Genomic DNA, 25,326 nt, shown 5'->3' on the forward strand with positions numbered 1-25,326 from the left:
GTTCCGAAGGGGCGCGTGAGTCATGGCCAAGCAGAACGTCGCCGAGCAGTTCGTCGACATCCTCGTCCGCGCGGGCGTCAAGCGCATGTACGGGGTCGTCGGCGACAGCCTGAACCCGGTCGTCGACGCGATCCGCCGCAACAGCGCCATCGACTGGATCCACGTCCGGCACGAGGAGACCGCCGCCTTCGCCGCCGGCGCCGAGGCCCAGATCACCGGGAAGATGACCGCCTGCGCAGGGTCCTGCGGGCCGGGCAACCTGCACCTCATCAACGGCCTCTACGACGCCCACCGCTCCATGGCCCCGGTCCTCGCCCTGGCCTCCCACATCCCCTCCAGCGAGATCGGCCTCGGCTACTTCCAGGAGACCCACCCCGACCGGCTCTTCCAGGAGTGCTCGCACTACAGCGAGATGATCTCCAGTCCGAAGCAGATGCCGCGGGTGCTGCAGACCGCCATCCAGCACGCGGTCGGACAGTCCGGCGTGAGCGTGGTGACCCTGCCGGGCGACGTCGCCGACGAGCCCGCCCCGGAGAAGTCCGTCGAGACGGCCATCGTCACGTCCCGGCCCACCATCCGCCCCGGCGACGCCGAGATCGAGAAGCTCGTCGAGATGATCGACGAGGCGGAGAAGGTGACCCTGTTCTGCGGCAGCGGCACCGCGGGCGCCCACGCCGAGGTCATGGAGTTCGCCGAGAAGATCAAGTCGCCGGTCGGGCACGCGCTGCGCGGCAAGGAGTGGATCCAGTACGACAACCCCTTCGACGTCGGGATGAGCGGGCTGCTCGGCTACGGGGCGGCCTACGAGGCCACCCACGAGTGCGATCTGCTGATCCTGCTCGGCACCGACTTCCCCTACAACGCGTTCCTGCCGCAGAAGGACGTGAAGATCGTCCAGGTCGACGTGCGGCCCGAGCACCTCGGCCGCCGCTCCAAGCTGGACCTCGCCGTCTGGGGCGACGTGCGCGAGACGCTGCGCTGCCTCACCCCACGCGTCAAGCCGAAGTCCAACCGCCGCTTCCTCGACAAGATGCTCAAGAAGCACGCCGACACCCTGGAAGGGGTCATCAAGGCGTACACCCGCAAGGTCGAGAAGCACACCCCCATCCACCCCGAGTACGTCGCCTCCGTCCTCGACGAACTCGCCGCCGAGGACGCCGTGTTCACCGTCGACACGGGCATGTGCAACGTGTGGGCCGCGCGCTACATCTCGCCCAACGGACGGCGCCGCGTCATCGGCTCGTTCTCGCACGGCTCGATGGCGAACGCCCTGCCGATGGCGATCGGCGCGCAGTTCGTCGACCGCGACCGCCAGGTGATCTCCATGTCGGGCGACGGTGGCTTCTCGATGCTGATGGGCGACTTCCTGACCCTGGTCCAGTACGACCTGCCCGTGAAGGTCGTCCTCTTCAACAACTCCTCCCTGGGCATGGTGGAGCTGGAGATGCTGGTGGCCGGGCTCCCGTCGTACGGGACCACCAACAAGAACCCCGACTTCGCCGCCGTCGCCCGGGCCGCCGGCGCCTACGGCGTCCGCGTCGAGAAGCCCAAGCAGCTCGCGGGCGCCCTGAAGGACGCCTTCAAGCACAAGGGCCCGGCGCTCGTCGACATCGTCACCGACCCGAACGCCCTGTCCATCCCGCCGAAGATCAGCGCCGAGATGGTGACCGGCTTCGCGCTCTCCGCGTCGAAGATCGTGCTCGACGGCGGCGTGGGCCGCATGGTGCAGATGGCCCGCTCGAACCTGCGCAACGTGCCGCGCCCCTGACGCACCGGTGCCCGGCCTCCCCCTCGGGAGGCCGGGCACCGTCCTGTCCGGATCACACCGGGCGCAGCCGCAGCGTCAGGATCTGGAACGGGCGCAGCGAGAGCGCGAGTCCGCTGTCGGACGTCTCCGCCGGCCGCAGCGGACGCTCCAGCAGATCCGTCTCGTCCGCGCCCGCCACCGGGAATCCCGTCGTCAGCGTCGCCTCCGCGCGCCCGCCCCGCGACTCGTAGAGCCGCACCACCACATCACCGCTGCGGTCCTCGGCGAGCTTCACCGACTCCACCGTCACCGCCGGGTCGTCGACGGTGACCAGCGGGGTGACGGCGGGCGCCCCGGCGACCCGCAGCGGCAGGTTGAGCGCGAGCCCCTCCGCGACCGCGTCGCCCGTCGTCGCACCGGGACGCAGCGCGTACGTGAACCGGTGCGTGCCGAGGTCCGTCTCCGGGTCGGGGCTGTGCGGGGCCCGCAGCAGCGTCAGCCGGACCGTGGTGCCGAGCACGTCGCCGTGCTCGGTGCGGGTCACGTCGTGGCCGTACGTCGAGTCGTTGAGCAGCGCGACCCCGTACGCCTCCTCCGCCACGCGCAGCCAGCGGTGCGCGCAGATCTCGTAACGGGCCGCGTCCCAGCCGGTGTTGGCGTGCGTGGGCCGGTTCACATGGCCGAACTGGATCTCGGCCGACGACCGTTCCGCGTGCACGTCCAGCGGGAACGCCGCCTTGAGCACCTTCTCCGACTCCTGCCAGTCGACGTCCGTGACGACGTCCAGGCGGCGGCTGCCCGCCGCGAGGCGGTACTCCTGCGTGATCCGGGACTTTCCGAAGGAGCGGGTGACCCGGACCGTGACCCGCAGCGGACCCTCCTCGACCAGTTCCACCGACTCCGCCTCCGTGAGGTCGGTGCGGGTGTGCCGGTAGTGCGCGTCCAGGTCCCAGGCGTCGTACTGGGTGGGGTGGTCGGGGTGCAGCTGGAGCAGATTGCCGCGGGTGCCGGGGGCCAGGGTCTCCCGGCCGCCGCTGCCCAAGTCCCTTACGGAGGTGAGGAGTCCGTCGCTGTCGATGGTGACGGTCAGGTGCTCGTTCGCGAGGACGATCTGCTCGTCCGCCTCACGGGTCGCCGCCGCGTGCGCGCCGGGCCCCCGGGTGTGCGCCGCCGCCTCGGCCAGCGAGCGGGCGCCGAGCCCGTCGACGTTCACGTGCACCAGCGCGCCGTCGTGCGCGACGACCTCGCTGCGCGGGTACGGCGAGGCGTTCAGCGCCGACGGCTCACCGTCCCCGAGGTGCCGTACGGCGTCGGCCGTGATCCCGTCCAGCTCGGCCAGGACGCGGGCGTACGTCTCCCGGGCCTCCCGGTGCACCCAGGCGATGGACGAGCCGGGCAGGATGTCGTGGAACTGGTGCAGCAGCACCGTCTTCCAGATCCGGTCGAGGGCGTCGTACGGATACGCGTACGACGGATCGCGCAGCGCCGCCGCCGCACACCACAACTCGGCCTCGCGCAGGGCGTGTTCGGACCGCCGGTTGCCCTGCTTGGTCTTCGCCTGCGTGGTGTACGTGGCCCGGTGCATCTCCAGGTACAGCTCGCCGGACCAGACCGGGGCGCGGCCCCCGTACTCCTCGTGGGCCGCCTCGAAGAACGCCGACGGCTTCGTGATCTCGACCCGCGGCGACCCCTCCAGGGACCGCAGACGGCGCGCCTTCTCCAGCATCTCGCGGGTCGGACCACCACCGCCGTCGCCCCAGCCGAACGGGACCAGGGAGCGGGACGCGCCGCCCTTCTCCGCGAAGTTCCGCTCCGCGTGGGCGAGTTCACGGGCGTGGAACTGGGCGTTGTACGTGTCCACCGGCGGGAAGTGGGTGAAGACCCGGGTGCCGTCGATGCCCTCCCACCAGAACGTGTGGTGCGGCATCTTGTTCGTCTGGTTCCAGCTCAGCTTCTGCGTCAGGAACCACTTCGCCCCGGCCAGCTTCGCCAGCTGCGGGAACGCGGCGGTGTACCCGAAGGAGTCCGGCAGCCAGATCTCCTCGGTCTCCACGCCCAGTTCGTCGAGGAAGAACCGCTTGCCGTGCACCAGTTGGCGGGCGAGGGCCTCACCGCCGGGCATGTTCGCGTCCGACTCCACCCACATCGAGCCGACCGGCGACCAGTTCCCGTCCGCCACGGCCTTCTTGATGCGCTCCCAGATGTGCGGCTGGTGCTCCTTCACCCACGCGTACTGCTGGGCCTGCGAGCAGGCGAAGACCAGCTCCGGATAGTCGCGGGCCAGCGCCGTGACGTTCGCGAACGTGCGGGACGCCTTGCGGACCGTCTCCCGCAGCGGCCACAGCCAGGCCGAGTCGATGTGCGCGTGCCCCGTCGCCGACACCCGGTGCGCGCTGGCGTGCGCGGGACGTGCGAGGACCTCGGCGAGCTCGGCGCGGGCGGCGGCCGCCGTGCCGGACACGTCGTGCAGATCGAGCGCGTCCAGCATCCGCTCCAGGGCCCGCAGCACGTCGTGGCGCCTGGCCCGGTCCGGGTCCAGCTCGTGCATCAGCTCCGACAGCACCTCCACATCCAGCACCAGGTGCCAGACGTCTTCGTCCAGTACGGCCAAGTCGGCAGAGCGGAATCGGTAGATGGGGCGATCCCCTGCGGTCAGCACGTCGCCGAGGGAGGTGGGCTCGAAGTCCCGCAGCACCGTCGGGTTGGCCGCCGCCTCCAGCAGCAGATGCACCGTTTCGTCTCCGACGGCGGGCGCCGCGACCGTGAGGTGCCGGTTGCGCGGATGGATGCCCTTGAGGGGCACGCCCGACGCGTCGTACAGCAGCCCCTCCGCCTGGAAGCCGGGACCCTGTCCGGAGAACCCGGGATCCACGACCACCTCGACGTGCCTCCCCGCCCACTCCCGGGGCACCTGCCCCTGGAGCCGGAACCAACTGGTCGACCAGGGTTTGCCCCACGCCGTGCCGGTCTCGAACGGCTCGTACGTGCCTCGCAGCGCATCGGCCACGGGCACCGGCTCGCCCGGCGCGTGCCAGACGCTCAGGCTGAGGGGCGTCCTCGCCGCGTACTGCGCGGGCCGTACGAACTGGCGCATGGTCCGCTCCAGTCGGCCCTCCACGAGGTGTCGGTCGTCGTGCACGGCGGCTCCTTGAGGTGCTCGTCCGGTCGGGGTCCCCACGCTTCCTTCCCCGGAGCGCCGGTGGACACCCGCGACTGATGGACGAATCAACAAGAGTGCCGACATGGCAGCGGGGCATGCATTCCCGTGTACGCGTTCGACAGGCAGGCCGAGCAGCACGAGTCCAGAGCGAGGAAGGCATCGGGATCGGCGTGTGGGCGGGGGTCATGAAACGGCAGGCACAGGACACGGAGGAAAAACCGGCTCAAAGGGGGGATGATCCGCCCAAACAGCTCACGCGCAAACTGGGCAGGGCGGATCTGAGGGCCGTACCGGAGACCCGGCGCGCAGTGCGCGAGCTGCTCCACCACTGGGGCAGGCCGGGAAGATCGGAGATAGCCGAGCTGCTCACCAGCGAGCTCGTCACGAACGCGCTGGTGCACACGGACCGTGAAGCGGAACTCACGGCGACCGTGGGGCCGCGCGGACTCAGGGTCGAGGTGCGCGACTTCGTCACGCGCCGCCCGAAGCTTCGGGTACCGAACGCCGACGACGGTACCCACGGCAGGGGCCTGGTCCTGGTGCAGTCCCTCGCGGACGCCTGGGGCGTGATGGCGCTCGGCGGATCCGGCACGGGGAAGGTGGTGTGGTTCGAACTGGACGGCGGCGCCGTGTGACACGACGCCGCCGCAGCTGAGGAACGGTCAACCGAACTGCTGCTCAAGATCCTTGAGCTTCTGCTCGAGCGTGTCGAGCCGGGGCAGCGTCTGGGTGTCGTCCTCCGCCGTCAGATCGACGGTGAGGGGCGCGGTCTGTTCAGGTCCTCCTTTGACGGCCTGGAGCGAGGGCCGGGCGCGCAACGGCAACTGGTCCTGCGAGGGCTGGTTCCCCGGCGATATGGCAGGCTCCGCACCGGCCTGCGCGGAGCCTGTCCCGGCGGTCACGGCGGGCACCTCCACCTGGCGTCCGCCGCCCCGGCCGGTCAGGCCGCGGTGGCCACGGCTGAGCGCGCGCAGCTGCGCCCGCTCCAGCTTCTCGTGCTCGCGCCGCCGCATCCGGTCCTGGGTCTTCTGCCGCTTGTCCTCGCGCACCTCGTCGACGGCCTCGTCCAGCGTCCGTACGCCCTCCAGGAGCATCAGCGACCAGGCGCTGTACGTCTCCCGGGGCGCGCGCAGCCACCGCACGATCCGGATCTGCGGCAACGGCCGCGGCACCAGGCCCTGTTCGCGCAGCGCCGCACGGCGGGTCTGCTTGAGGGCGCGGTCGAAGAGGACGGCCGCCGAGAGGGACATCCCCGCGAAGAAGTGCGGGGCGCCCGCGTGGTCGAGCCCCCGGGGCGCGTGCACCCAGTTGAACCAGGCGGCGGCGCCCGCGAACGTCCACACGAGTATGCGCGAGCCGAGCGCGGCGTCTCCGTGGCTGGCCTCGCGCACCGCGAGCACCGAGCAGAACATGGCCGCGCCGTCGAGCCCGAACGGGACGAGGTACTCCCAGCCCCCGGACAGGCTCAGGTTCTGCCGGCCGAAGCCGACCAGGCCGTGGAAGGAGAGTGCGGCGGCGACGGCGGCACAGCAGAACAGCAACACGTACGAGGCGGTCCCGTAGACGGCCTCCTTGCGCCTGCGGCGCTCCTCGCTGCGTTCCCACGAGTCGTCGGACGACGCCGCCGCGGCTTTCTCCCCGGCGCGCTTGCTGCGCGCGAGCACCGCCACCGCCGCCAGCAGGCCCAGGAGCAGCACGGCGCCCGGAAGCAGCCAGTCCAGCGATATGTCGGTCAGTCTCATCTGGGGTCCCTTGCATCGCGTTAGGGCGTTTCGGGCGCCATATTGGCCCAGCCGCCCGAGCCCGCAGGGGGTTTCGGGACAAGAGAACGCCATTGGAGTGCGAGGGGGCGTGCAAAGCGGTCGTACGCTCGAACTCCCGCCGCAATAAAGACAGTTGAGTTCGATTTACCTCACCCGTACGGGTGGTTCGGTTCCGTTCAGGCCGCGGTGAGCCGCGCGACGCGGTCCGCGTCGCAGGTGCGCGGACAGGTCACGCAGGTGTCCTCGGGGCGCAGTGTGTAGAAGAGGCAGCAGCTCGCGCGGTCCCTGGTCGGCAGCGATTCGCCCTCGGGGCCCGAGAGTTCGCGGAACGCGGCCTTCCCGACGTACGGCTTCGTCGTGCCCGGCAGCAGCTGCTCCAGCTCCGTCATCGCACGGCGCTCCTCGCCGAGCAGATGGCCGATGTACCAGAGGCCCTCGACGATCTCGTCCGTCGCCATGCCCCACAGGGCGCGCGGGCCGCGCCGCATCCGCGGTCCGAAGCCGGTCAGGACGGGCTGGAGGTGGTCGGCGACGGCCGCGCGCAGCTCGGCGCGCAGGGCCTCCTCGTCCGGGACGACGTGGGCGCCGGGCAGCGCCGCCGCCGGATCGCCGGGCAGGCAGGCGACATCGGTGACGCGGACGGCCATCCGGCCCAGCGTGCGCTGGAAGGAGACGTTGGCCGCGGGGAACCGGGGCACCCGGCGGTGCAGGAACCAGGGGACCGTGATGAGGAGGCAGGCGGGCCAGGCGTAGCGGTGCAGCCCGAAGCTGGCGATCACGTCCGGGCGGGCCTGCTGCCCGTAGTCCTTGAGCACCTGCGCGTCGTCCCAGGCCAGGAAGGCGTCGAGGGCGGCGCCGCCCTCCGCGAGCTGCCGGGTCCCGACCCAGCCGGCCCCCTCGGGCAGCCGCTCGTCCGGCGCCAGCTCGGTGATGCGCAGGCCGGGGAACACCTCGGTGAGGCGGGCGTACGCGGCCGTGACCGCGCTGTGCGTCGCGGCGGGCGCCGGGGTGACGAGGGTCATGCAGGGACCACCGAATCACGATCGTTTGCAGGTAAGCCTTACCTTACCCGAAGGATTCGGGGTTTGAACTGCGGCCCGGGCGGCCTATGGTTCTTCGTTGAGCTTCGGACAAACGGCGAGGAACGGCGGCGAAGGGGATGACCGGGGTGGAGCAGGCCAGACCGCGCGCGCTCGGGGTGCCCGAGCAGCGTTCCGCCGCCGCGTGGGTGCCGTCGGCGGCGCCCGAGCGGAGCCGTGGTGACCACACTCACAGCGAACCGCCCGCCCCGCGCGTCCCCGTCGTCCGCTCGTCCGTGCGCGGGCAGGTGCTGGACGCCCTGCGCGCCGCGCTGCTCTCCGGTGAGCTGGCGCCCGGCGAGGTGTACTCGGCGCCGGTCCTGGGGGAGCGGTTCGGGGTCTCCGCGACGCCCGTGCGCGAGGCCATGCAGCAGCTGGCCCGCGAGGGTGCCGTGGAGGTCGTGCCGAACCGCGGCTTCCGGGTGACCGAGCGGACGGCCAGGGAGCTGTCGGAGCTCGCCGAGGTGCGGGCGCTGATCGAGGTGCCGATCGTGCTGCGGTTGGTCCGTTCGGGGGTCGCGGGGCGGCTCGGGCCGTTGCGGACCGGTGCCGAGGCGACCGTCGTGGCGGCCGCATCGGGTGACCTGGCGCGGTACGCCGAGGCCGACCGGGCCTTCCACCGGGCGCTGCTCTCCCTCGCCGGGAACGAGCAATTGGTGTGTGTGGCCGATGATCTGCGGCGGCGTGTGGTGTGGTCGGCGGGTGAGCTCGCGGTCGATGCGGCGCAGCACGTCGCTCTGCTGGATGCGTTGGAGGCGCAGGACGTGGTGGCGGTCCGTGAGGTGCTGCACGCCCACTTCGGCGTCCCGCCGTCCGCCGTGTCGTGACCGCGTCTGCGGCGTCCTGAGCGTCGCCGAGCCCGGGCCGGCGCGGCTTCTCGCGCAGTTCCCCGCGCCCCTGAAGGGGCGGCTTCGCCTGCCGCGTGCTGCCTCGTGTGCGGGCCGGCGGGGGTTCTCGCGCAGTTCCCCGCGCCCCTGAAGGGGCGGCTTCGCCTGCCCCGTGCTGTCTCGTCTGCGGGCCGGTGGGGGTTCTCGCGCAGTTCCCCGCGCCCCTGTAGGGGTGGCTTCGCCTGCCGCGTGCTGTCTCGTGTGCGGGGCGGTGGGGGTTCTCGCGCAGTTCCTCGCGCCCCTGGAGGGGTGGCTTCGCCTGCCGCGTGCTGTCTCGTGTGCGGGGCGGTGGGGGTTCTCGCGCAGTTCCCCGCGCCCCTGGAGGGGCGGCTTCGCCTGCCCCTTGGGTGCGGGGCGGTGGGCCCACCCTGCCTTGGGCAGTCTGCCGCCCGGGGCGGCAGGGTGGGCAAGGCGGCGCACGGTGCCGCGTGCCAGGGCGTCGGGTGGGCCCCGGTGCCGCGTCAGGCCGCCGCAGGCAGCGCTCCTGCCAGCCACGTCGGGACGCCGCCCAGGAGGCGGAACAGGCGGCCGGCCTCCGCTCGCAGGCGGGCCTTCGTCTCCGGTTCCGGTTCGGCCTCCGCCAGGGAGACCAGGGCCGGGGCCGTGCCCACCAGGTAACCCAGCTCCTCCCTGAGCCGCAGCGACTCGGCGAAACCGTGCCGGGCCTCCGCCAGCTCCCCCTCCCGCAGCGCGAGCCCGGCCAGGTGCCGCCAGGTGAAGGAGAGCAGCAGGACGTCACCGTGCGCGGTCGCCCCCGCGTGGGCCCTGCGGTACGCCGAGCGGGCCGCCTGCGGGGCGTCGGTCAGGTTCTCCGCCATCAGACCGCGCCGGAAGTCGAGCAGCGCCCGCCCGGCCGCACCGGGAGCGATCAGCGCCGCCGCCCTGCCGAACGCCGACCGGGCCTCGTCGACCCGGTCCCGTACTTTCAACAGTGTTGCCGCATAGGCGAGTTGGCCGCGCTCGCAGGCCGCGGCCCCCCGCTCCTCGTCGGTGTGCGCGACGGCCTCGGCGGCGCGCAGGGCGTCCTCCGCCTCCGCCCAGCCCTGCTCCGTGTAGAGGCACCGCTCCACCAGGAGCGCGGCCCGCTGGAGGGCCGCCAGGGGGTCCGTCGCCGCGTGGCGGTCCAGGAGCGCCGCCGCATCGGCCCAGCAGCCGCGCGAGCGCAGCCGCCATACCGCGGTCTGGAGTGGATCGTCCCCTGCGTTGGTTCCGGTACCAGACATGGCGGTATGCGCCACATTGCCCTCCCCGAGCACGCCATCGAGCCGAGTTGCCGTGGGGCATCTCAGCACGGATCACGGCACCCGGCCAAGGGGCTGGGTGAAAGATTTCACAAAGGGATGGGGTTCCGGGCCTTCCCCGTAACCGGTAACGCGCTGACGAGGGGTCAGCTCATGCGCAGGGCCAGGAAGAAGTCCAACTTGTCCTCCAGCCGCGAAAGATCACGGTTCGTCAGCTGTTCGATCCGGCCCACGCGGTAGCGCAGGGTGTTCACGTGCAGGTGGAGCCGGGACGCGCAGCGCGTCCACGAACCGTCGCAGTCGAGGAACGCCTCCAGCGTCGGGATCAGCTCGGCCCGGTGCTTGCGGTCGTAGTCGCGCAGCGGGTCGAGCAGCCGGGCCGTGAAGGCGCGGCGCACGTCGTCCGGCACGAAGGGCAGCAGCAGGACGTGCGACGCCAGCTCCTGGTGCCCGGCCGCGCAGACCAGACCCGAACGGGCGGCGGCCACCCGGCGGGCGTGCCGGGCCTCCTCCAGGGCGCCGCGCAGCCCCTCCGCGGAGTGCACGGCCGCGCTCACGCCGATCGTCAGGCGCCCGTCGTCGGCGAGGCCCGCCGCCAGCGGGTCCCGGACCGAGCCCAGCAGCGTGTCCGCGATCAGTCCCTGCTCCGAGCCGTCGTGCTCGGACGAGACCGCCGGCAGCGGGACCAGGGCGATCGCCTCGTCACCGGTGTGCGCCACCGCGATCCGGTCGGACGGCTCGGGGCCCGAGGACAGGGGGTCGACGAGGATCTCCTCCAGCAGCGACTGGGCCACCGGACCGCCCTCGACGTCCCCGCCCGCCCACTCGACGCGGGCCACGACCACCTGCCAGTGCGGGGCCGCGCCCAGGCCGGGCAGCAGGACCGGCGCCGCGACGCGCAGCCGGGCCGCGATCTCGGCGGGCGCCGCACCCGTCTGGACCAGTTCGAGGACCTCCTGGGCGAGGCGGCGGCGCACGGTGCGGGCCGCGTCGCGCCGGTCGCGCTCGACCGAGATCAGCTGGGTCACGCCCTGCAGCAGGTCGAGCCGCTCCTCGGGCCAGTCGCCCGCGTCCGCCTCGACCGCGAGCAGCCAGTCCGAGAGCACCGTCTCGCGCACGTCACGGGAGCCCGGGGCCGTCGCGCCACGGGCGCCCGAGCGGATGGGGAACAGCGAGTACGTGGTGCCGTCGACGGTCACCCGGTGCGGAGCCCTGCGGCCCGTCCTGGTGGCCGCGAGGTGCTCGCCCGCGAGCCGGGCGCAGACGTCCGCCGGCAGTTCCGGCCCCGCCGCGCTCGACCCCGCGACGGCCCGGCCGGCCGGGGACAGCACCCAGGCCCGCAGGTCCAGGTCGCTGCCGAGCAGGTCGAGGACCACGTCGGGGCCGCCGCCCGTCGGGCCCGACGTCATCAGCCGCCGGTGCCGGTCCACCACGGCCGCCAGGTCACCGGCGCGCTCGCCCGAGACCTGCCGTACGACGTGCTCGGTGATCGTCGCGAACGCCACCGACTCGTTCACCGCGAACAGCGGCAGCCGGTGCCGGGCGCACGCCTCGACCAGATCGTCCGGGACGTAGCCGAGCTCGGCGGTGCCCGAGGCGAGCGCGACGACGCCGGCCGCGACCACGAGCCGCACGAAGCGCTCCGAGTCGGCCGCGTCCCGGCGCCAGGCGAGACCGGTGAGGACCAGCTCGCCGCCGGTCAGATAGCGGCTGGGGTCGCTCAGGTCCGTGGTCATCACGCCCCGGACCGTGCGGTCCAGCTCGTCCTCGCCGCCGAGGAGCCGCAGGCCCAGCGCGTCCGTGTCCAGCAATGCGCGCAGCCGCATGTCGTCGTCGCCGCCGATCTGTCTCGAACTGTTTCCTGCGTTTCTTCAGGAAAACGGAGAGGTTACTGATGTCCTCCGTTCATATGAATCTACAAGACACCTCGGCGGGCCAGCCAACTCCTTCATGGTTTCCGTGACTGACACAGGCGGAGCACAGCGCTGTGTACTTGGGCCACTCCGCGTGAACAGCACATGAACGAGCCTTCGTGATCCGCACATCCGTGGCTCGATCGCATCGAACGATCCACGAACCAGAAGAGAGCCGCTCATGGACTTCCTTCGCCCCGCCAGCTGGGAGGAGGCGCTCGCCGCCAAGGCCGAGCACCCCACAGCCGTGCCGATTGCGGGTGGCACCGATGTCATGGTCGAGATCAACTTCGACCACCGGCGCCCCGAGTACCTCCTCGACCTCAACCGCATCGGCGAGCTGAGCGACTGGGAGGTGGGCGAGGAGACCGTCCGGCTCGGCGCCTCCGTCCCGTACAGCCAGATCATGGACCACCTGCGGACCGAGCTGCCGGGTCTGGCGCTCGCCTCGCACACCGTCGCCTCGCCGCAGATCCGCAACCGCGGCGGCGTCGGCGGCAACCTCGGCACCGCCTCCCCGGCCGGTGACGCCCACCCCGCGCTGCTCGCCGCCGACTGCGAGGTCGAGGTCGAGTCCGTCCGCGGCTCGCGGCGCATCCCGATCGACGCGTTCTACACCGGCGTGAAGCGCAACGCGCTCGCCCCCGACGAGCTGATCCGCGCCGTCCACATCGACAAGGCCGACGGCCCGCAGCAGTACTCCAAAGTGGGCACGCGCAACGCCATGGTGATCGCCGTGTGCGCCTTCGGCCTCGCCGTGCACCCCGGGTCCCGGACCGTACGCACCGGCATCGGCTCGGCCGCGCCGACCCCGATCCGCGCCACGACCGCCGAGGAGTTCCTCAACGCGGCGCTCGACGAGGGCGGCTTCTGGGACAACGGCAAGATCATCACCCCGTCGGTCGCCAAGCAGTTCGCGGACCTCTGCTCCGCCGCCTGCAACCCGATCGACGACGTGCGCGGCACCGCCTCGTACCGCCGTCACGCGGTCGGCATCATGGCCCGCCGCACGCTCACCTGGGCCTGGGAGTCCTACCGCAACGACCACCGCATGGGAGGTGCCGCGTAATGCGCGTCAATTTCACGGTCAACGGCCGCAAGCAGGAAGCCGACGACGTGTGGGAGGGCGAGTCCCTGCTGTACGTGCTGCGCGAGCGGATGGGCCTGCCCGGCTCCAAGAACGCCTGCGAGCAGGGCGAGTGCGGTTCCTGCACCGTCCGGCTCGACGGCGTCCCGGTGTGTTCGTGTCTGGTCGCCGCAGGACAGGTCGAGGGCCGCGAGGTCGTCACCGTCGAGGGCCTCGCCGACTACGCCAACAACCGCTCCTGTGCGGGTAGTTCCTGCGGCACGACGCTGCAGGAGGCGCAGGGCTGGTCCGCCGAGGGCACCGACTCGCAGACCGGCGAGGGCACGGAACTCGCCCCGATCCAGCAGGCGTTCATCGACGCCGGCGCCGTCCAGTGCGGCTTCTGCACCCCGGGTCTGCTGGTCGCGGCCGACGAGATGCTGGAGCGCAACCCGAACCCGTCCGACGCGGACATCCGCGAGGCGCTCTCCGGCAACCTGTGCCGCTGCACCGGCTACGAGAAGATCATGGACGCGGTCCGGCTCGCCGCCGCGCGCCAGTCCGAGCCTGAAGGGGTCTGAGGTCATGGCTGACACACGCACCACCGGAATCCCCTTCAACGTCACGCAGGGGTCGCACACCAAGGGCGGCATCGGCGAGTCCACGCTCCGCCCGGACGGCACCCTCAAGGTCACCGGCGAGTTCGCCTACTCGTCCGACATGTGGCACGAGGACATGCTCTGGGGCCAGATCCTGCGCTCCACCGTCGCGCACGCCGAGATCGTCTCCATCGACACCGGCGAGGCGCTCGCGACCCCCGGCGTCTACGCGGTCCTCACCTACGACGACCTGCCGACCGACGTGAAGAACTACGGCCTGGAGATCCAGGACACCCCGGTCCTCGCGCACGGCAAGGTCCGCCACCACGGCGAGCCCGTCGCCCTGGTCGCCGCCGACCACCCGGAGACCGCGCGCCGCGCCGCAGCCAAGATCAAGGTCGAGTACCGCGAGCTGCCTGTCATCACCGACGAGGCGTCCGCGACCGCGCCGGACGCGATCCTCGTCCACGAGGGCCGCGACGACCACCACAGCGGCCACGTCCCGCACCCGAACATCGTGCACCGCCAGCCGATCGTCCGCGGCGACGCCGCCGCGGCCGCCGAGCGGGCCGACGTCGTCGTCACCGGCGACTACACCTTCGGCATGCAGGACCAGGCGTTCCTCGGCCCCGAGTCGGGACTCGCCGTGCCGGCCGAGGACGGCGGCGTCGACCTGTACGTCGCCACCCAGTGGCTGCACTCCGACCTCAAGCAGATCGCGCCCGTCCTCGGCCTGCCCGAGGACAAGGTGCGGATGACGCTGGCCGGGGTCGGCGGCGCGTTCGGCGGCCGCGAGGACCTGTCGATGCAGATCCACGCCTGCCTGCTCGCGCTGCGCACCGGCAAGCCGGTCAAGATCGTCTACAACCGGTTCGAGTCGTTCTTCGGCCACGTGCACCGCCACCCGGCCAAGCTCCACTACGAGCACGGCGCCACCAAGGACGGCAAGATCACGCACATGAAGTGCCGGATCGTGCTCGACGGCGGCGCCTACGCCTCCGCGTCCCCGGCCGTCGTCGGCAACGCCTCGTCGCTCTCCGTCGGCCCGTACGTGATCGACGACGTCGACATCGAGGCCGTCGCCCTCTACACGAACAACCCGCCCTGCGGCGCCATGCGCGGCTTCGGCGCGGTCCAGGCATGCTTCGCCTACGAGGCGCAGATGGACAAGCTGGCCGACGCCCTGGGCATGGACCGGGTCGAGTTCCGGCAGCTCAACGCGATGGAGCAGGGCACGATCATGCCGACCGGGCAGCCGGTCGACTCGCCGGCCCCGGTCGCCGAACTGCTGCGCCGCATCAAGGCGATGCCGCTGCCGCCCGAGCGCCAGTGGGAGTCCAGCGAGGGCTCGGACGTGCGCCAGCTGCCCGGCGGTCTGTCCAACACCACGCACGGCGAGGGCGTCGTCCGCGGCGTCGGCTACGCGGTCGGCATCAAGAACGTCGGCTTCTCCGAGGGCTTCGACGACTACTCCACCGCCCGGGTGCGCATGGAGGTCATCAACGGCGAGCCCGTGGCCACCGTGCACACCGCGATGGCCGAGGTCGGCCAGGGCGGCGTCACCGTCCACGCGCAGATCGCCCGCACCGAGCTGGGCGTCGCGCAGGTGACCATCCACCCCGCCGACACCCAGGTCGGCTCGGCCGGCTCGACGTCCGCGTCGCGCCAGACGTACGTCACCGGCGGCGCCGTCAAGAACGCCTGCGAGCTGGTCCGCGAGAAGGTCCTGGAGATCGGCCGCCGCAAGATGGGCAGCTACCACCCGTCGTGGGCCACCGCCGAACTCCTCCTGGAGGGCGGCAAGGTCGTCACCGACGGCGGCGAGGTGCTCGCCGATCTGGTCGACGTCCTGGAGGACGAGGCCGTGGAGGTCGAGGAGGAGTGGCGGCACCGCCCCACCGAACCCTTCGACCTGCGCACCGGCCAGGGCAACGGGCACGTGCAGTACTCGTTCGCCGCCCACCGCGCCGTCGTCGAGGTCGACACCGAGCTCGGCCTGGTCAAGGTCATCGAACTGGCCTGCGCCCAGGACGTCGGCAAGGCGCTCAACCCGCTCTCCGTCATCGGCCAGATCCAGGGCGGCACGCTCCAGGGCATGGGCATCGCGGTGATGGAGGAGATCGTCGTCGACCCGGTGACGGCCAAGGTCAGGAACCCGTCCTTCACGGACTACCTGCTCCCCACGATCCTCGACACGCCGACCATCCCGGTCGACGTGCTCGAACTCGCCGACGAGCACGCCCCGTACGGGCTGCGCGGCATCGGCGAGGCACCGACCCTGTCGTCCACCCCGGCCGTCCTCGCGGCGATCCGGAACGCGACGGGTCTCGAGCTCAACCGGACGCCCGTCCGGCCCGAGCACCTGACGGGCACGGCCTCCGCCTAGCCCGCTGCCCGGCCCAGCCCTCCCCGGCCGGGCCGGGCCCCTCGGAGGACCCCGTCCTCCGACCTCCATGCGCCTCGGGCCGTCCCCCGGGTTGTGCAGCCATCCCAAATCCCGCATGCAGCAGAGCAGTTCGCGGGTGTCCCTGTGAACCTTGGGAAACGAGGCACCATGACCCAGCAGTCCGTGGAGCCGAGGACCACCGCAGAGGACGCGGGCTCCGGCTCGCGCGTCCCCGCCGGACGGTCCTGGCTCGACCGCTACTTCCACATATCCGAACGAGGATCCACCGTCGCGCGAGAGGTGCGCGGTGGCGTCACGACCTTCATGGCCATGGCGTACATCCTGCTCCTCAACCCGCTGATCCTGTCCGGCAAGGACGCCGCCGGTGACACCATGGGCCAGAAGGCCCTGATCACCGCGACCGCCTTCGCCGCCGCGTTCACCACGCTCCTGATGGGCTTCGTCGGCAAGGTCCCGCTCGCCCTTGCTGCCGGACTCTCCGTCTCCGGTGTGATCTCCTCGCAGGTCGCCCCCGAGATGACCTGGCCGCAGGCCATGGGCATGTGCGTGATGTACGGCGTCGTGATCATGCTCCTGGTCGTCACCGGCCTGCGCGAGATGATCATGAACGCGATCCCGCTGGCCCTCAAGCACGGCATCACCATGGGCATCGGCCTCTTCATCGCCCTGATCGGCCTCTACAAGTCCGGCTTCGTGCAGGTCGGCAAGGCCACCCCGCTCACGCTCGGTGCCACCGGCGAACTGGCCGGCTGGCCGGTCCTGCTCTTCGCGGGCACCCTGCTCCTGATCTTCATGCTGCAGGCGCGCAACACCCCCGGCGCGATCCTGATCGGCATCGTCGCGGGCACCATCGTCGCGATGATCCTCAACGCCCTCGACGTCATCGACCCCAAGCAGTGGGCCAACGGGGCGCCGGAGCTGCACGGCAGCGCCGTCTCCTCACCCGACTTCTCGCTCTTCGGGCACGTCGAGTTCGGCGGCTGGGGCGAGGTCGGCGCGATGACGGTCGGCATGATCGTCTTCACGCTCGTGCTCGCCGGGTTCTTCGACGCGATGGCCACCATCATCGGCGTCGGCACCGAGGCCAAGCTCGCCGACGACAAGGGCCGCATGCCGGGCCTGTCCAAGGCGCTGTTCATCGACGGCGCGGGCGGCGCGATCGGCGGCGTCGCGGGCGGCTCGGGGCAGACCGTCTTCGTCGAGTCGGCCACCGGCGTCGGCGAAGGGGCCCGCACGGGTCTCGCCTCCGCCGTCACCGGCCTGTTCTTCGCCGCCTGCCTGTTCTTCACACCGGTCACCGCGATCGTCCCGCAGGAGGTCGCGTCGGCCGCGCTCGTCGTCATCGGCGCCATGATGATGATGAACGCCCGGCACGTCGACTGGGCGGACCGCGCCACCGCGATCCCGGTGTTCCTGACCGTGGTCCTGATGCCCTTCACGTACACCATCACCACCGGTGTCGCCGCCGGCGTCATCTCCTGGGTCGCCATCAAGATCGCCCAGGGCAAGGCCCGGGAGATCGGGGCCTTCATGTGGGGACTGACGGTGATCTTCCTGGTGTACTTCGCCCTCAACCCGATCGAGAGCTGGCTCGGCGTCCACTGACGCCCGCCGATTCCCGTACGCAACCGCTAAGGAGACCGACAGATGCTGGACATCGCCGAGGAACTGCACCGGTGGGTCGAGCAGGGACGCGACTTCGCCGTGGCCACCGTGGTGGCCGTCGGCGGCAGCGCGCCCCGGCAGCCGGGCGCGGCGCTCGCCGTCGACAGCGAGGGCACCGCGATCGGCTCGGTCTCCGGCGGCTGCGTCGAGGGCGCCGTGTACGAACTGTGCCGACAGGCGCTGGAGGACGGCGAGCCGGTCCTCGAACGGTTCGGGTACAGCGACGACGACGCCTTCGCCGTGGGACTCACCTGCGGCGGCGTCATCGACATACTCGTCACGCCCGTACGTGCCGCGGACCCGGCCGTACGGGACGTGCTGGCGGCCGCGCTGGCCGCCGCCGCCACGGGGGAGGCGGCGGCGGTCGCGCGGATCGTGTCCGGACCCGCGGGCCTGGTCGGCCGGGCGCTGCTCGTCCGCGCCGACGGCTCGTCCGAGGGCGGCTTCGGGGCGCACCCGGAGCTGGACCGTACGGTGGCCGGCGAGGCCGCCGCGTACCTCGACGCGGGACGCACCGCCACCCTGGAGATCGGCGAGCAGGGATCGAGGTGCGGAGCGCCGCTCACGCTGCTCGTCGAGTCCTCCGTGCCCGCACCCCGGATGATCGTGTTCGGCGCGATCGACTTCGCGTCGGCGCTCGTCCGGATGGGCAAGTTCCTCGGCTACCACGTCACGGTCTGCGACGCGCGCCCCGTCTTCGCGACGGCCACGCGCTTCCCGGAGGCCGACGAGATCGTCATCGAGTGGCCGCACACGTACCTGGAGCGTACGGAGGTCGACGGCCGCACGGTGCTGTGCGTCCTCACCCACGACGCCAAGTTCGACGTCCCGCTGCTGCAGTACGCGCTCCGCCTGCCGGTCGCGTACGTCGGCGCCATGGGCTCCCGCCGCACCCACCTCGACCGCAACGAGCGGCTGCGCGAAGTCGGCGTCACCGAGATCGAGCTGGCCCGCCTGCGCTCCCCGATCGGGCTCGACCTCGGCGCGCGTACGCCGGAGGAGGTGGCCCTCTCCATCGCCTCGGAGATCGTCGCCAACCGGCGGGGCGGCAGCGGGGTCTCGCTGACCGGGGCGCACACGCCGATCCATCACGAGGCGGGGGCGACTCGGCGGATCGGATCCGTGGCGTAGCGTCGCCGCGGGGCGCCGTAACTCCGTCCGCCATGATCCGGGTGCACCCCCGGCGGGGCTCCTCGCGCAGTTCCCCGCGCCCCTGAGATGCGCACTGCGTGCGCCATCCCCCCACCGGGGAAGACCACACCCCAGCGCACGCCACCAGGGGCGCGAGAAACGACGCACCCACCCCCCACCGAACCGGCGGACGAAGTCCGCTTTTCTGGGGGCGCGGGGAACGGCGCGAGACCCCCCACCGGACCGGCAGTCGAAGTCGCCTTTCAGGGGCGCGGGGAACGGCGCGCCCAGCCCCCACCGGACCGGCAGTCGAAGTCGCCTTTCAGGGGCGCGGGGAACGGCGCGCCCAGCCCCCACCGGACCGGCAGTCGAAGTCGCCTTCCAGGGGCGCGGGGAACTGCGCACCCAGCCCCCACCGAACCGGCAGACGAAGTCGCCTTCCAGGGGCGCGGGGAACTGCGCACCCAGCCCCCACCGGACCCGCAGTCGAAGTCGCCTTCCCGGGGCGCGGGGAACTGCGCGAGAAGCTCACTCGGCCGGCACCCGGGAACGGAACCCACGTGCGACGGTGCCGACCCGGCAACACCAGCCCCCTGCACCGCCCTTGACGCCACGCGCCGCGACACCCACCCTCTTATGGGAGCGCTCCCAGCAAGCCCCATGTTGCCCTTGCGACCCAGGAGTGAACCCGTGCGAGGTCCCTTCAGACGTGCCCGAATACCCGCGGCGCGACGCGCTTCGACCGCCGTGGCCGCCCTGTCCCTTGCGCTGACCGCACTGCTCGCCGGCGCGCCCGGCGCCGGCGCGGACGAACCGGCCGACGCCGCCGCGCGCGGCCCCCGCCTCTACGTCCCCGACCCGAACCCCGACGCCCTGCGCCAGGTCGTGGACCTGGTCAAGGCCGGGCAGTACCGGGACGCCGCCGGGGTCGCGGCGATGGTCGCCACCCCGCAGGCCGTGTGGTTCGGCGACCAGACCCCGGCCCAGGTCGAGAAGCTCACCCGCGACGTGGTGAAGGACGCCGACCGCTCCGACGCCACCCCCGTGTTCGCGCTCTACAACATCCCCGGCCGCGACTGCTCCAACTACTCGGCGGGCGGCGCCGCGAACACGGCCGAGTACCGGGCGTGGATCGACGCCGTGGCGCGCGGCATCGGATCGCGCGACGCCATGGTCGTCCTCGAACCCGACGCGCTCGCCCTGCTGCCCGCCGACTGCGGCCAGGACGACGCCGAGGGCACCAGGACCGCCGCCCGGTACGTCGAGGTCAACTACGCCGTCGACACGCTGGAACCGCTGCGCGGCACCCGCGTCTACCTCGACACCGGGCACCCCGGCTGGCACGCCGTCAGCTCGATCGTGCCGCGCCTGATCAAGGGCGGTGTGGGGCGGGCCTCCGGCTTCTACACCAACGCCTCGAACTACCAAACGGACGACGCCAACTCCTGGTACGGCAAGCTGATCTCGTCGTGCATCGCGTACGTCGAGGGCGGCGGCGACGCGGCCGACTGCCCGAGCCAGAGCGTCCCGCGCGCCGAGGCGCAGGCCTGGCTCGACGCGCACGTCCACGTCCCGCCGTCCCGGATGGCGCACTTCGTCACCGACTCCAGCCGCAACGGACAGGGGCCGTGGACCCCGCCCGCCGGCAAGTACACCGACCCGCAGGACTGGTGCAACCCGCCGGACCGCGGCCTGGGCGCCCGCCCGACCCTGCGCACCGGCGACCCCTTGCAGGACGCACGCCTGTGGATCAAGACGCCGGGGGAGTCGGACGGGCTGTGCCTGCGCGGCACCGAGGGGCCGGAGGACCCCGAGCGCGGATACCTCGACCCCAAGGCGGGGGACTGGTTCCCGCAGCAGGCCCTCGAACTCGTCCGCTACGCCAATCCGCCCGTTCTGTAAGCGGGTTCAGGCCGTGGGCAGGGTCAGTTCGAACGCCCCCTGATCGGCCAGCGTCCGCAGGAACGGGGCCGCCTCGAACGCCTCCGCCGGGCTGAACACCCCGGCCTTGCGCGGCCCCTCACCACCGGTGAGCCGGAGCACGGCCTCCACCGAGGCCAGTGCTCCGGCCCGCCAGATGTCCCGCCCGCGGACATGGGCATTACGTCCGCCACCGCCGCTGCGCACCACCTGCACGGCCACCGTGAACTCCGTCCCGGCCCGCTCCTCGGCGCTCGCGTCGACGCTGCTGAAGATCTGCTCCTCCTCGAACGTCGAGGCGGTCAGCTGCACTTCGACGGCGCGGGCCGGGACGTGCCGGGGCACCGTGACCACCTCGCCGGACGGGAACGGCACGAGCGTCGTGCGCGGCCCGACCGGCGGCGGGAACGGGAAGACGGAGTTGCGGATCTCGACGGGGCCGATCCGCTGGGCGCCGTCGGCGTACGAGATCCGGTCGATCTCGCCGATCAGCAGGTTCGCGGTGTCCACCGCACCCTGCGTCATCCGCCAGCCCGTCACCGCGTAGCCGACGGTGACCTTCTCCACGTCCCCGAGCCCGTCCGCGGCCGCCGCGGCGAGCAGGTCGCCGAGGCCGCCGTAGAAGCTCATCTGCGGAATCAGCACGGCCCCGGTGCGCTCGGCCGTGCCCTGGTACGCGTCGAAGAGGTGCTTGACCGGGTGCGGCTCGATGGCGTGGTCGACGTACGGGATCCCGGCCTCGGCCGCCGCGGCGGCGACCGGGGCGCCGGTGGTGGTGAACGGGCCCGCGCAGTGGTTGAGCGCGTCGCACTCCTGGGCCAGCCGGCGCAGGGCGGTGCTGTCGTCGAGGGGTGCGGCGCGGACCACGACCCGCTCCGGAGTGCCGAGTTCGTCGGCGAGGGCGCGCAGCCGCCCGGTGCTGCGTCCGGCGAGGATCACGTCCTGGCCGCGGGCGAGGAGTTCGGCGGTGACGAGGCGTCCGGTGTGTCCCGTGGCGCCGTAGACGGCTATGGCCATGAGGAGCTCACTTCCGTACGAAGGAGGGTGACCAAGGGCGACAAGATACAACTCATCCGCGTTGCGGACGAGTTGGCCGACTTGCCTGCTTCGTCAACTCCTGTCCCGCAGAAGCCCGTTCACCGCACGGCCGAACATCCACCGCCCCAGCACCGCGAGCACCGGATCCGCCACGGCCGGCACCCCGCGCACCCGCAGCTCCTCCCGCCACTCCACCCGCGACCCGCCGCCCCCCAGCGGCCGTACCTCGAACTCGGCCCAGCCGATGACGAGGCGGCCCCGCTTCAGCAGCCGGCAGCGGCGCGGCGGCTGCCACGCGACGATCTCCATCGGGTCGTCGAAGCCGATCCGGCGGCCGACCCCGGTGCGCGCCACGAACACGGTGCCCGCGGCGACCGGCGGCGGCGTGGTCACCGTGACCCGGGTGAGCGGCACGACCTCGCCGTGCCGCTCCCAGTCGGTGAGGCGCCGCCACGCCTCGGCGGGGGCCAGCGGCGTCTCACGGACGATGCGGATATCGGCTGCCATGTCGTGATGCTAGGCGCCGCCGGCGCGGGTGAGCCGTGCGACGGTGCGGTCGGCGTGTCGGGGCGGCCCCGGGCATCAACTCCGCTGCCTCTGTGCTCAGTTGCCGGGTACGAGAACGGGTTCCGCGCGGTCACCGGGGCGACCGCGCGGAACCCGCTGCGTCACGCCGCCCGGTACGCCGCGACCAGCTTGCCGATCGCCCCGGCGTAGTCCCCGCCGAGCGACAGCTGGTCGGCGTCCGCGAACGGCTTCGCCCAGCCCGCCGTGACCCGTCCGCCCGCCTTCTCCTGGACGATCAGGCGGGCCCGGGCGACGAGCGCACGGCCCGCCGTCGCGTCGTGCACGTGCCGGGCCGCGCGCGCCAGGGACGCGAGGGTCCGCTCCCCGCCGGCCGGGACCTTGGTCAGGGTCGTGAGCCCGTAGCCGTACGGGAACTGCGGATCGTACGCGGTGTCGCCCACGTTGATCGGCAGCTGGGCCTCCGACTTCGGCCAGGTGACCGGGAGCTGACCGGTGAAGGCGCGCTTGCCGTACAGGACGTCGGCGACGCCGTCGCCCTCGGTGCCCGGCAGCCAGGACGCGACGAGCCCGTCGACGTCGCCGAGCCGGTCGCCGATCAGCTGCGGGCGGCCCGAGACCATGAGGACCACGCACTTCATGGCGCCGCAGACCTTGTCCACGGCGGCCTTGTCGGCGGCGGTCAGCTCCAGGTCGTTGCCGTTGCCGACGTCACCGACGCCCTCCGCGTACGGGGTCTCGCCGACCACGACCACGCCCACGTCGTAGCCGTCCGTGGCGGCCGACGCGTCCTTCGAGTACGCGACCGTGGTGTCCGGCGCGGCCTTCCGCATCGCCTGGAGGATCGTCGTCCCGTCGGTGACGTTCCCGGACTGGCCCTGCCAGGTGATGGTCCAGCCACCGGTCTGGTTGCCGAGGTCGTCGGCGTTCGACCCGGCGACGTAGACCTTCTGGGACTTCTTCAGCGGCAGGACGCCGCCCGCGTTCTTGAGCAGGACCTGCGACTCGGCCGCAGCCCGCCGGGCCACCGCCCGGTGCGCCGCGCCGCCGATCTCGTCGATCCGGGACGTGTCCGCGTACGGCTTCTCGAACAGGCCGAGCCGGAACTTCTGCGTGAGGATGCGCGCGACGGCGTCGTCCACCCGCTTCTCGGTGACGCGCCCGGCCTTCACCTCGGCGACCAGGTCGTCGCGGAAGTCCTTGTACGCGTACGGAGCCATCACCATGTCGACGCCCGCGTTCACCGACGTACGGACGTCGCTCGCGTAGTCGCCGGGGAGCTGGTCGATGCCGTTCCAGTCGCTGATCACGAACCCGTCGAAGCCCAGCCTGCCCTTCAACTCGTCATTGATCATCGCCGAATTGCCATGCATCTTCACCGGGCCCTCGGCGTCGCCGACGACGTCGAGCGAGGAGTACGACGGCATCACCGTGCCGACGCCGCGCTTCACCGCGTCGTCGAACGGCGCGAGGTGCACGGCCTCCAGCTCCTTGCGCGTCACCGTGGTCACGCCCTGGTCGGTGGTGTACGTGCCCGTGGTGGACGAGCCGTACGCGGTGCCGCCGTCGCCGACGTAGTGCTTGGCGGTGGCGAGGACCTTGTCGCCGCGGTCCAGGTCGCTGCCGTCGGCGCGGCCCTGGAAGCCCTGGATCATCGTCTCCATCGAGCGGACGAGGGCCGGGTCCTCGCCGAAGGACTCGTACGAACGCCCCCAGCGCTCGTCGCGCGAGACGCACAGGCAGGGCGCGAAGTCCCACGGGATGCCGGTGGCGCGGACCTCGGAGGCGGTGACCGCACCGCTCTTCTCGGCCAGCTCCGGGTCGCGGGTGGCTCCGATGCCGATGTTGTGCGGCATGATCGTCGCGCCGGTCAGGTTGTTGTGGCCGTGCACCGCGTCCACGCCGTAGATCAGCGGGATCTGGAACCGGGTCGCCTGCGCCCGCAGCTGGAAGCCGTCGATCATCTTCGCCCAGGCCTGCGGGGTGTTGGGCGTCGGCGTCGAACCGCCGCCGGAGAGCAGCGAGCCGAGGTCGTACGCGGCGACGTCGCCGCCGGTGCCCACGGCCCCGCGCTCGGCCTGCGTCATCTGCCCGGCCTTCTCCGCCAGGGACATCCGCGAGACGAGGTCGGCGACCCGCTTCCTCACCGGGAGCTTCGCGTCCAGGTACGGCAGTCCGTGCGCGTCGACGACGACCTGCGGGGTCTCGGCGGGCGCCTTGGCGCCGGTCACCGTGAGCTTCAGCGGGATCGTCTCGGCGGACTCGGCCCTCTCCCGGTCCTTGGTGGTGGCCACGGTGACCGTCTTCGTCGCGCCGGACGCGGTGCCCGCCGGGAAGGTGACCTTGCCGGAGACCGGGGTGTAGTCCTTGCCGGGGCCGGCGGTGCCGCCCTCGGTGGCGTACTCGACGGTGACGGCGTCCTCGACCGGTACGTTCCCGGTGGTCGTCACGGACAGCTTCACCTCGGCCGAGCCGCCCTCCCGCACCGGGTACACGGCGGCGTCCGTCGCCACCTGCGCGCGCAGCGACTGGTCGGCCTTGCCGTACAGCTCCACGTGGTCCATGGCGAACCCGGACTTCGAGCCGACGGGCAGCGTCACCGCGTAGCCCCACATCGCGTCGAGCCCGAGGACGTGGTCGATGCCGCCGACCGGCTGGTAGTCGGTGCGGTACGCGAACTGCGTGAACGGCAGCTCGACCTGCTTCCACCCGGAGAAGTCGTCGGTGAACGTCGTGTTCCACAGCTCGGACGCCTCGCCGTGCGCGCCGCCGTCCTTGATCTCGAACGTGAGCTTGCGGCCGCTGCCGTCGCCGTACCACCAGAAGCGGACGCCCCGGTGCGCGGACCAGTCGTGGGCCGGCCGGTCGGCGGCGTAGTCGTGGCTGAAGCCGCCGTAGCCGCTGATGTCGTAGCTGCCTTCGAGGACCTTGGCGCCCTCGGGCGCGTCCGCGCGCTCCTTGAACTCCAGCTTCGGGTTGTCGTCGGTGTCGCTGCCCCAGGTGAAGATCCCCTCCGCGGGCTGGGCGGCGAACGGCACCTCGCCCTCGAAGCGGTCCACGGGAACGGGCGCCGGGTCGTCGGCGGCGGCCGGCCCTGCGGTGGTCAGCGGCAGCAGTCCGGCGGCCAGCGCGCAGACGGCGAGCACGGCGGCCCGTCTTCTCCGGCCGGTTCGCGCGGTGAACAT

Annotated in this window: 17 protein-coding genes; 9 read left to right on the forward strand and 8 right to left on the reverse strand. The window is 72.2% G+C overall.

The features are described from left to right. Positions 1 to 22 precede the first annotated feature (22 nt). Positions 23 to 1,768, forward strand: a complete 1,746-nt coding sequence (locus tag RBJ77_RS31585) for a pyruvate dehydrogenase (protein WP_372348085.1) — start codon at positions 23 to 25, stop codon at positions 1,766 to 1,768. A gap of 52 nt (positions 1,769 to 1,820) precedes the next feature. On the opposite strand, the gene RBJ77_RS31590 is transcribed toward RBJ77_RS31585, so the two are convergent. Next, positions 1,821 to 4,886 (reverse strand): alpha-mannosidase, encoded by a 3,066-nt coding sequence (locus tag RBJ77_RS31590; protein WP_372348086.1) that lies wholly within the window; start codon positions 4,884 to 4,886, stop codon positions 1,821 to 1,823. Between the two features lie 206 nt (positions 4,887 to 5,092). Between RBJ77_RS31590 and RBJ77_RS31595 the strand changes: the two genes are divergently transcribed. After that, entirely contained in the window at positions 5,093 to 5,542 is a 450-nt protein-coding gene (locus RBJ77_RS31595; RefSeq protein WP_372348087.1) for an ATP-binding protein, read from the forward strand. Positions 5,543 to 5,569: 27 nt separating this feature from the next. Here the strand turns inward: RBJ77_RS31595 and RBJ77_RS31600 are convergent, their stop codons facing one another. Together RBJ77_RS31600 and RBJ77_RS31605 are read right to left on the reverse strand one after the other, a co-directional pair. Then, complete coding sequence (locus RBJ77_RS31600; RefSeq protein WP_372348088.1) at positions 5,570 to 6,649, reverse strand: DUF2637 domain-containing protein; 1,080 nt, start codon at positions 6,647 to 6,649, stop codon at positions 5,570 to 5,572. 197 nt (positions 6,650 to 6,846) lie between these two features. Then, the gene (locus RBJ77_RS31605) at positions 6,847 to 7,692 is read right to left on the reverse strand and encodes a (2Fe-2S)-binding protein (protein WP_372348089.1); all 846 of its coding nucleotides are present in this window, start codon (positions 7,690 to 7,692) and stop codon (positions 6,847 to 6,849) included. A gap of 137 nt (positions 7,693 to 7,829) precedes the next feature. Here RBJ77_RS31605 and RBJ77_RS31610 point away from each other — a divergent pair, with 137 nt between their 5' ends. After that, positions 7,830 to 8,576, forward strand: coding sequence for a GntR family transcriptional regulator (locus tag RBJ77_RS31610; RefSeq protein ID WP_372348090.1), 747 nt, complete (start codon positions 7,830 to 7,832; stop codon positions 8,574 to 8,576). A 521-nt stretch (positions 8,577 to 9,097) separates the two neighbouring features. On the opposite strand, the gene RBJ77_RS31615 is transcribed toward RBJ77_RS31610, so the two are convergent. Together RBJ77_RS31615 and RBJ77_RS31620 are read right to left on the reverse strand one after the other, a co-directional pair. Then, entirely contained in the window at positions 9,098 to 9,874 is a 777-nt protein-coding gene (locus RBJ77_RS31615) for a hypothetical protein (RefSeq protein WP_372348091.1), read from the reverse strand. Positions 9,875 to 10,023: 149 nt separating this feature from the next. Further along, positions 10,024 to 11,703 carry a PucR family transcriptional regulator gene (locus RBJ77_RS31620; protein WP_372348092.1) on the reverse strand — a complete coding sequence of 560 codons (1,680 nt, stop codon included), beginning with the start codon at positions 11,701 to 11,703 and terminating at the stop codon, positions 10,024 to 10,026. Positions 11,704 to 11,971: 268 nt separating this feature from the next. Between RBJ77_RS31620 and RBJ77_RS31625 the strand changes: the two genes are divergently transcribed. The 6 genes from RBJ77_RS31625 to RBJ77_RS31650 all read left to right on the forward strand — a co-directional run bounded on the left by RBJ77_RS31625 (position 11,972) and on the right by RBJ77_RS31650 (position 20,560). Then, a complete protein-coding gene (locus RBJ77_RS31625) occupies positions 11,972 to 12,859 on the forward strand; it encodes a xanthine dehydrogenase family protein subunit M (RefSeq protein ID WP_372348093.1) in 888 nt (295 codons plus the stop codon). Continuing rightward, a complete protein-coding gene (locus RBJ77_RS31630; RefSeq protein WP_255977060.1) occupies positions 12,859 to 13,437 on the forward strand; it encodes a (2Fe-2S)-binding protein in 579 nt (192 codons plus the stop codon). Before RBJ77_RS31625 ends, RBJ77_RS31630 begins: the two co-directional genes overlap by 1 nt. Positions 13,438 to 13,441: 4 nt before the next feature. Beyond that, complete coding sequence (locus RBJ77_RS31635; RefSeq protein ID WP_372348094.1) at positions 13,442 to 15,841, forward strand: xanthine dehydrogenase family protein molybdopterin-binding subunit; 2,400 nt, start codon at positions 13,442 to 13,444, stop codon at positions 15,839 to 15,841. A 168-nt stretch (positions 15,842 to 16,009) separates the two neighbouring features. Beyond that, entirely contained in the window at positions 16,010 to 17,467 is a 1,458-nt protein-coding gene (locus RBJ77_RS31640; RefSeq protein ID WP_255977056.1) for an NCS2 family permease, read from the forward strand. Positions 17,468 to 17,509: 42 nt separating this feature from the next. Further along, positions 17,510 to 18,658, forward strand: coding sequence for an XdhC family protein (locus tag RBJ77_RS31645; protein ID WP_372348095.1), 1,149 nt, complete (start codon positions 17,510 to 17,512; stop codon positions 18,656 to 18,658). Between the two features lie 747 nt (positions 18,659 to 19,405). Then, positions 19,406 to 20,560: a glycoside hydrolase family 6 protein gene (locus tag RBJ77_RS31650; protein WP_372348096.1), complete on the forward strand. Its 1,155-nt coding sequence runs from the start codon at positions 19,406 to 19,408 to the stop codon at positions 20,558 to 20,560. A gap of 6 nt (positions 20,561 to 20,566) precedes the next feature. On the opposite strand, the gene RBJ77_RS31655 is transcribed toward RBJ77_RS31650, so the two are convergent. The 3 genes from RBJ77_RS31655 to RBJ77_RS31665 form a co-directional block, all read right to left on the reverse strand. Next, positions 20,567 to 21,595, reverse strand: a complete 1,029-nt coding sequence (locus RBJ77_RS31655) for a saccharopine dehydrogenase NADP-binding domain-containing protein (RefSeq protein ID WP_372348097.1) — start codon at positions 21,593 to 21,595, stop codon at positions 20,567 to 20,569. 93 nt (positions 21,596 to 21,688) lie between these two features. Further along, positions 21,689 to 22,123, reverse strand: coding sequence for an SRPBCC family protein (locus tag RBJ77_RS31660; RefSeq protein ID WP_372348098.1), 435 nt, complete (start codon positions 22,121 to 22,123; stop codon positions 21,689 to 21,691). A gap of 161 nt (positions 22,124 to 22,284) precedes the next feature. After that, a complete protein-coding gene (locus RBJ77_RS31665) occupies positions 22,285 to 25,326 on the reverse strand; it encodes a glycoside hydrolase family 3 N-terminal domain-containing protein (RefSeq protein WP_372348099.1) in 3,042 nt (1,013 codons plus the stop codon).

It is taken from the genome of Streptomyces sp. KL116D (genome assembly GCF_030766975.1).
Lineage (GTDB): Bacteria > Actinomycetota > Actinomycetes > Streptomycetales > Streptomycetaceae > Streptomyces > Streptomyces longispororuber_A.